7 protein-coding genes and 2 pseudogenes are annotated in these 7338 nt (G+C 72.0%); 5 read left to right on the top strand and 4 right to left on the bottom strand.

What is annotated here, in order from left to right; all coding sequences use genetic code 11:
• Positions 1 to 108 precede the first annotated feature (108 nt).
• Complete coding sequence (gene hppD, locus VR44_RS09995) at positions 109 to 1254, bottom strand: 4-hydroxyphenylpyruvate dioxygenase (protein ID WP_045947063.1); 1146 nt, start codon at positions 1252 to 1254, stop codon at positions 109 to 111.
• Between the two features lie 129 nt (positions 1255 to 1383).
• On the opposite strand from hppD, the gene VR44_RS09990 reads away from it, so the two are divergent.
• From VR44_RS09990 to VR44_RS09975, 4 genes are all read left to right on the top strand, one after another.
• Positions 1384 to 1854: an Lrp/AsnC family transcriptional regulator gene (locus VR44_RS09990; protein ID WP_045947062.1), complete on the top strand. Its 471-nt coding sequence runs from the start codon at positions 1384 to 1386 to the stop codon at positions 1852 to 1854.
• Between the two features lie 68 nt (positions 1855 to 1922).
• Positions 1923 to 2555 carry an ArsR/SmtB family transcription factor gene (locus VR44_RS09985; RefSeq protein ID WP_045947061.1) on the top strand — a complete coding sequence of 211 codons (633 nt, stop codon included), beginning with the start codon at positions 1923 to 1925 and terminating at the stop codon, positions 2553 to 2555.
• A gap of 56 nt (positions 2556 to 2611) precedes the next feature.
• Positions 2612 to 2851 (top strand): hypothetical protein, encoded by a 240-nt coding sequence (locus tag VR44_RS09980; RefSeq protein WP_045947060.1) that lies wholly within the window; start codon positions 2612 to 2614, stop codon positions 2849 to 2851.
• On the top strand, positions 2848 to 4149 hold the full coding sequence (locus tag VR44_RS09975) for an MFS transporter (protein ID WP_045947059.1): 1302 nt from the start codon (positions 2848 to 2850) through the stop codon (positions 4147 to 4149). The genes VR44_RS09980 and VR44_RS09975 overlap by 4 nt, the downstream gene beginning before the upstream one ends.
• On the opposite strand, the gene VR44_RS09970 is transcribed toward VR44_RS09975, so the two are convergent.
• Together VR44_RS09970 and VR44_RS09965 are read right to left on the bottom strand one after the other, a co-directional pair.
• The gene (locus VR44_RS09970) at positions 4079 to 4876 is read right to left on the bottom strand and encodes a S16 family serine protease (protein ID WP_045947058.1); all 798 of its coding nucleotides are present in this window, start codon (positions 4874 to 4876) and stop codon (positions 4079 to 4081) included. The genes VR44_RS09975 and VR44_RS09970 overlap by 71 nt on opposite strands.
• 101 nt (positions 4877 to 4977) lie before the next feature.
• Positions 4978 to 5611, bottom strand: a pseudogene (locus VR44_RS09965) (IclR family transcriptional regulator).
• Between the two features lie 370 nt (positions 5612 to 5981).
• Here VR44_RS09965 and VR44_RS09960 point away from each other — a divergent pair.
• Positions 5982 to 7007 carry a hypothetical protein gene (locus VR44_RS09960; protein WP_045947057.1) on the top strand — a complete coding sequence of 342 codons (1026 nt, stop codon included), beginning with the start codon at positions 5982 to 5984 and terminating at the stop codon, positions 7005 to 7007.
• A 77-nt stretch (positions 7008 to 7084) separates the two neighbouring features.
• Here the strand turns inward: VR44_RS09960 and VR44_RS09955 are convergent.
• Positions 7085 to 7338: pseudogene (locus tag VR44_RS09955) on the bottom strand (ATP-dependent helicase); the annotation flags it as partial.

Here is a 7338-nt window from a genome sequence, read left to right as displayed (position 1 = left end):
GAGACGGCTCCGCGCAGCGGCACCGCGCCCCGGGCCCCGCCCAACGCCTCGGCCCCGCCGCGAAACTCACGGCGGGGCCGGGCCACCATGGCCCGAGGGCCGTGAGGGCTAGAGGTTGCCGCGCTTCTCCTGCTCCCGCTCGATCGCCTCGAACAGCGCCTTGAAGTTGCCCTTCCCGAAGCCCATCGACCCGTGCCGCTCGATGATCTCGAAGAACACCGTCGGCCGGTCCTGCACCGGCTTGGTGAAGATCTGCAGCAGGTAGCCGTCCTCGTCCCGGTCCGCGAGGATCTTCAGCTCGCGCAGCTCGTCGATCGGCACGCGCGTGTCGCCGACCCACTCGCCCAGCGTGTCGTAGTACGCGTCCGGCACGGACAGGAACTCCACGCCCGCCGCGCGCATGTTGCGGACGGTCGCGACGATGTCGTTCGACGCCAGCGCGATGTGCTGCACGCCCGGCCCGTTGTAGAACTCGAGGTACTCGTCGATCTGCGACTTCTTCTTCGCGATCGCCGGCTCGTTGATCGGGAACTTCACCTTCTTGGTGCCGTCCGCGACCACCTTCGACATCAGCGCCGAGTACTCGGTCGCGATGTCGTCGCCCACGAACTCCTTCATGTTCGTGAAGCCCATGACCTTGTTGTAGAACGAGACCCACTCGTTCATGCGGCCCAGCTCGACGTTGCCGACGCAGTGGTCGATCGCCTGGAAGGTCCGCTTGGCCGGCGGCTCGACCAGCGGGGCGACGGCCACGTAGCCCGGCAGGTAGGGGCCGGTGTAGTCGACGCGCTCGACGAGCGTGTGGCGGGTCTGGCCGTAGGTGGCGATCGCCGCGAGGACGACCGTGCCGTGCTCGTCCTTGACCTCGTACGGCTCGTCCAGCCCGCGGGCGCCCTGCTCGACGGCGTACGCGTAGGCGGCGCGGACGTCCGGGACCTCGATGGCGAGGTCGATGACGCCGTCGCCGTGCTCGGCGACGTGCTCGGCGATGAAGCGGCCGTGGTCCGTCGTCGGCTTGATGACCGAGGTCAGGACGAAGCGCGCGGAGCCGTTGGTCAGGACGTAGCTGGCGGTCTCCCGGCTGCCGTTCTCCGGCCCGGAGTAGGCCACGAGCTTCATGCCGAAGGCGGTCGAGTAGTAGTGCGCGGCCTGCTTGGCGTTGCCCACGGCGAAGACGACCGCGTCCATGCCCTTCACCGGGAAGGGGTCTGCCTCACGCGCGGTCTGCGGGGTGGTGTCCAGGGTCTCAGTCATGTGCGCAGCGTCCCGCCGTTCCACAAGCTGCGCAATAGTTTCCATTTCTGCTGTACAGATTGCCCAGCAGAGCCTGAGGATGACTGAGAGATCTGTGCAGTATGACCAGCCGATCGAGGGAAGGTTTCCATGGCCATCGACGAGCTCGACGGACGGTTGATCGTGCTGCTGGCGCGCGAGCCCCGGATCGGGGTCCTGGAGGCCTCGCGCCGGCTCGGGGTGGCGCGCGGCACGGTGCAGGCGCGGCTGGACCGGTTGCAGGCGAACGGGGTCATCCGCGGCTTCGGACCGCAGGTGGACCCGACGGCCCTGGGCTATCCGGTGACGGCCTTCGCCACGCTGGAGATCAAACAGGGGCAGGGCGCGGACGTACGGGCCCACCTGGCCGGGGTGCCGGAGGTGCTGGAGCTGCACACGACGACCGGGCACGGGGACATGCTGTGCCGGCTGGTGGCGCGGTCCAACGCCGACCTCCAGCGGGTCATCGACCGGGTGGTGGGCTTCGAGGGGATCGTCCGGGCGTCGACGGCGATCGTCATGGAGAACCCGGTCCCGTTCCGCATCATCCCACTGGTGGAGCAGGCGGCCGGGGACCGCTGAAGGCATCCAAAGAAAAGCTTGCAAAGAAACCCTTGCATAGAACCCTTTGCAAGTCCTACGGTTGAGCCATGCCCGAAACGAACGCGGAAGACCCGCAGCGGCCGGCCACCCCAGAGCAGGCCTCCCGGCCCGAGCAGCCCGCCGTCAAGACGCTCGACGCCCGCTCGCTGCGCGGTCTCGCCCACCCCCTGCGCATGCGGATGCTGGCCGCCCTGCGCCACGAGGGACCGGCCACCGCGTCCCAGCTGGCCGAGCAGCTCGGTGAATCCAGCGGCGCCACCAGCTACCACCTGCGCCAGCTCGCCGCCCACGGCTTCGTCGAGGACGCGCCCGGGCACGGCAAGGGCCGCGAGCGCTGGTGGCGGGCGGTCCACCAGGGCACGGCCTTCGACGAGACGCTGATGTACGACGAGGCCGACCCGGAGACGCGCGGCGCCGCCGACGCCTTCCTGCACGAGATCGCCACCATCCACACCCAGGAGCTCCACACCTGGCTCGGCGACTCGCACAACTGGCCCCGGGAATGGCGGTCCTCGACGGACATGAGCGACTTCACCCTCCACCTGACGCCCGCCCAGGCCACCGAGCTGATCCACAAGATGCACGACCTGGTGAACAGCTACCGCGACCTGCCGCAGGCCGAGAACACCGAGACGGTCCGCCTCCACACGCACGCCTTCCCGCGCCGCGGCCACGCGTAGCGCCCCCCCCGCCCCTTCCCCACCCCTTTCCGCGCCCGCTCAGAAGGAGTCCTGCCATGCACGCCTTCACGCACGACCGGATCCACGCCGCCCGCACCGCCGAACTCGCCGCCGAGGCCGCCGCCTGGCACCTCGCCCACGAAGCCGCGACCGCAACCGCAACCGAAGCCGCCCCGGCCGCCCTCCCCGCCCGGCCCACCCTGCGCAACCGGCTCGGCAAGACCCTGGTCGCCGCCGGGATCCGGCTGATGCAGCCCGAGCACCTCCACGCCCGCCCCCAGCGGCACGCCGTATGAGCCGGCGGCCCCTCGCGGCCGTCCTGGCCGCCAACACCATCTCCATAGCCGGCAGTTCACTCACCCTGATCGGCGTCCCGTGGTTCGTGCTCCAGACCACGGGCAGCGCCGGACGGGCCGGGATCGTCGCCTTCTGCGCCACCCTGCCCGTCGTCGTCGCGGCCCTCGTCGGCGGCCCGGTCATCGACCGGCTCGGCCGCCGCCGGGTCTCCGCCGTCTCCGACCTGGTCTGCGCCGTCTCGGTCGGCGCGATCCCGCTGCTGCACTACGCGGGGCTGCTGGAGTTCTGGATGCTGTGCGCGCTGATGGCCCTCGGCGGCCTCGTGCACACCCCCGGCCTGACCGCCCGCTCGGTCCTGCTGCCCAGCCTCGCCGCGCACGCGGGCACCACCGTCACCCGGGCCGCGAGCCTCTACGACGCCGTCTCGCGCGGCGCCCGCATGATCGGGGCGGCGGTCGCCGGCCTGCTGATCGCCGCCCTCGGCGCGGAGGCCGTCCTGCTCATGGACGCCGCCACCTTCGCCGTATCGGCCCTGCTGGTCTCCGCCTTCCTGCGCGGGGTCCCGGCCGCCGAACCCCAGCCGGCCGCCGGGAAGCCCTCGTTCACCGCCTACCGGGCCGAACTCGCCGAAGGCTGGCGGTTCATGACCCGCTCACGCCTGCTGCTGGGCATCACCGTCATGGTGATGATGACCAACGGCCTGGACCAGGGCTGGTCCTCCGTGCTCCTCCCGGTCCACGGCCGCGAGGACCTCGGCGGCGCCGCCGCCATCGGCCTGATGATCTCCCTCTTCGGCGGTTCCGCCCTGCTCGGCGCCCTCCTCTACGGGGTGTGGGGCGAGCGCTTCCCGCGCCGGGCGGTGTTCGCCGGTGCCTTCCTGATGTCCGGCGCCGCCCGCTACGTGGTCGCCGCCGTCACCGGCACCCCGCTCCCGCTCGCGGTGACCATGGCCCTGGCCGGACTGGGCGCGGGCGTACTGAACCCGATCCTGTCGACCGTGGTCTTCGAGACGATCCCCGAGGAACTGCGCAGCAGGGTCTCCGGAGTGACCACGGCCGGCTGCGAGCTGGTCATGCCGCTGGGCGGCCTCGCCGCGGGCCTCCTGGTCGACGTCTCCGGCGTCCGCACGGCCCTCCTCGCCTTCGGCGCGGTCTACTTCCTGACCACCCTGGCCCCGGTCGTCTTCCCGGCCTGGCGCGCCATGGACGCCAAGCCCGCCTCCGTCGTCAGCAGGACGGAACGCCCTCTCCCCGGTTCAGCGCCCGCAGCGCGTCCACCGCGTCCGTCAGCGAAGTGACGGGGATCAGCTGAAGCCCCTCGGGCAGCTCGGACTTCGCGTCGGAGCACTCGGCCTTGGGGACGAGGAAGACGGTCGCCCCGTCCCGGCGGGCGGCCTGGGTCTTCAGCCCGACACCGCCGACCGCGCCGACCGTCCCGTCCGCGCTGATGGTGCCCGTGCCGGCGATGCTGCGGCCGCCGGTGAGGTCGCCGCCGCTGCCGTCGCCGTCGATCTTGTCGACGATGCCGAGGGTGAACAGCAGGCCGGCGCTCGGGCCGCCGACGTCGGCGAGGTTGAGGTCGACCTTGACGGACTTGGGGTCCTTGTGGAGGTAGCCGAGCGCGGCGGCCTCGGCGGCCGACTGCGACTGGGACATCTCCTCCAGGTTGTGCTGCTCGATCTCCTTGTCGCTCCCGCCCGTGGGATAGACCGCCTCCCGGGGCATGACCGCCTGGTCGCTCCTGAACCAGTGGTCGACCAGCTCGTGCAGCTTCATCGAGGAGGAGGGACCGGTGGCCCGGATGGTGGTCATCCGCAGCTGGCCCTTGGTGTCCCGGACGGGGGCGCCGGTGACGGTGATGACCGGCTTGCCCTGGTCGGAGCCCAGCACGTCGGCCGTGGGCCCCGGGACGGCCACCACGAAGGGCAGCGGGGCGAGGGCCGCCACGGCGAACAGCGCGAGGACGGGCGCGGCGCAGACGGCCAGGGCGGTGGGACGCGGCAGACGTGTGAGGCGAGAGAGCACGCGGCCAATCTACCGACCCGGCCCGCCCGGCCGACGCCGCACGCAGCCGCGTCCGCCGGACGCGGCCCCGGGCGCGGCCCCGGGCGCGGCCCTCGGGGGGCTCAGCGCAGGGCGTCGGCGACCTCGCGGGCGGCGTCGACCACGCGCGGGCCGACCCGCTCCGGCACGGCGTCGGCGAGCATGACGACCCCGACGCTGCCCTCCAGACCGCTGATGCCGACGAGGGGGGCCGCGGCGCCGCTCGCGCCCGCCTCGAGTGGTGAGGGTGTAGCCGGGCTCGATGAGCGAGCCCTGACGGGCCGCCAGGATGGCCCGGCCGGCCGCGCCGCGGTCCAGCGGGTGGCGGAAGCCGGCCCGGTAGGCGACGTGGTAGTCCGTCCAGGTGGGTTCCACGACGGCCACGGCGAGCGCCTCCGTGCCGTCGACGAGGGTCAGGTGCGCGGTGGCCCCGATGTCCTCCGCGAGGGAGCGCAGGGCGGGCAGGGCCGCCTCGCGCACGAGCGGGTGGACCTGCCGGCCGAGCCGCAGCACGCCGAGCCCGACACGGGCACGGCCGCCGAGGTCGCGGCGGACCAGGGCGTGCTGTTCCAGCGTGGCGAGCAGGCGGTAGACCACCGTGCGGTTGACGCCGAGCCGGTTGGAGAGCTCGGTCACGGTCAGCCCGTGGTCGGTGTCGGCGAGCAGCTTGAGGACTCTCAGCCCTCGGTCGAGAGTCTGGGAGGTTTCCGCGGTCACGTCGCCTCTCCCTCTGTGTCGTCGGTGGACGGCGGTGACTCTCATGAGTGCAGCGCTGCCGGTCCCTCGGCGACGCACGGAGAGGCCGCCGGTAGCGGCCATGGCACCGGCTGCGCTCCCGCGGCGGCGCTGCCACGGGGCGTTCGATGCGGGGACAGTAGCGAGCAGGTCCGCTCAGCGGAAGGCCTCGTCCAGAATCCGGTCGCCTCCTGCCGGTTTCGGCCCTTTTCAGCACGCGACTGTACCGATTCGTAATGTCCCCGGACCGAAAATCGGTTTACACGGCCACTACTCTGATCGTGTTCAAAAAGATGTTGAGGGGGGTTCGGGGCGACACCCGCCCCGAACGCATAACAGGGGAGAAGCACCAGTGAAGCTGAAGCGCATGGCCGTCGTGGCCGCCGCTGCCGTCGTGGGCCCGACCGTGCTCATGGCCACGCCCGCGATGGCCGACGAGGCGAAGAACACCGCCGTCACCACCCCGGACTCCGCCCCCAAGGGTGACTCCGCCGCCGCCGAGACCCCCGCCGCCCCGGCCGCGGACTCGGCGAAGCCGGCCGTCGAGACCCCTGCCCCGGCGAAGGACGCCAAGCCCGCCGCCGAGAAGCCCGCCCCGGCTCCGGCCAAGCCGGCCCCGGCCCCGGTCGACGAGGACGAGAACTTCAAGGCCACCGGCCCGGTCCTGGGCCTGGGCGGCGTCCCGGCCTCCTTCAAGGCCGGCGGCGACTGGACGAACATCACCGTCAAGGTCGACAACTCCAAGGGCAAGGCGCAGGAGAGCTACGTGCTCGTCCTGGCCGTCGCCGACGAGGCCAACAAGCTCAGCGCCGGCGACGTCCACGTCCAGCTCTACTACCAGGGCGGCTGGCACGACGTTCAGGTCATCAGCGACGAGGGCACCCCGGTCGCCCTGCTGACGGACGACGTCGAGATCCCGGCCAAGTCCCTGAGCCTCCAGGTCCGCGTCAAGTTCAACGCGAACGCCCCCAAGGGCAACATCGCCATCGCGGTGGCCGGCGGCAGCAACGTGGACGAGAACGTCTACTCCGACACCGCCTGGGCCGAGTCGAAGATCGTCTCCGGCAGCACCAACGGCGGTGGCAACACCGGCGGCAACACGGGTGGCAACACCGGCAACAACGGCGGCCACAACAACGGTGGCGGCAACACCGGTGGCGGCAACGACACCAAGCCGAACGGCGGCGGCACCACCACGCCGATCGTCGACCACAACACCGGCACCGGCACGGGCACCGGCACCACCGCCGGCGGCCAGCTCGCCGAGACCGGTGCGGACGCCGCCACCAGCTGGGCGCTCGGCGCCGGCGGTGTGGCCCTCGCCATGGGCGCCGCCCTGGTCGCCGGCACCGGCCGTCGTCGCCGCGTCACCAACTGACGCCCACGACATGAGAACGGGGTCCGTACGCACCAGCGCACGGACCCCGTTCCGCGTTCACGACGACAGGACCGGACTCACCGCATCCGGGTGGCCCACTCCTGCACCTTCTTGATCCGCTCCTTCAGCTGCCCCGCCGTCGCCTCCGCGCTCGGCGGCCCTCCGCACACGCGGCGCAGCTCGGTGTGGATCACCCCGTGCGGCTTGCCGCTCTGGTGGACGTACGCGCCCACCATCGTGTTCAGCGACTTGCGCAGCTCCAGCAGCTCCTTGTGCGAAACCACCGGCCGCCGCTCGGCCGGAAGCTCCAGCAGGTCCGCCTCCGAGTCCG

Source organism: Streptomyces katrae (assembly GCF_000966975.1).
Lineage (GTDB): Bacteria > Actinomycetota > Actinomycetes > Streptomycetales > Streptomycetaceae > Streptomyces > Streptomyces katrae.
Note: the sequence above shows the minus strand (reverse complement) of the source record. Positions and strands in the feature narration are given on the sequence as shown.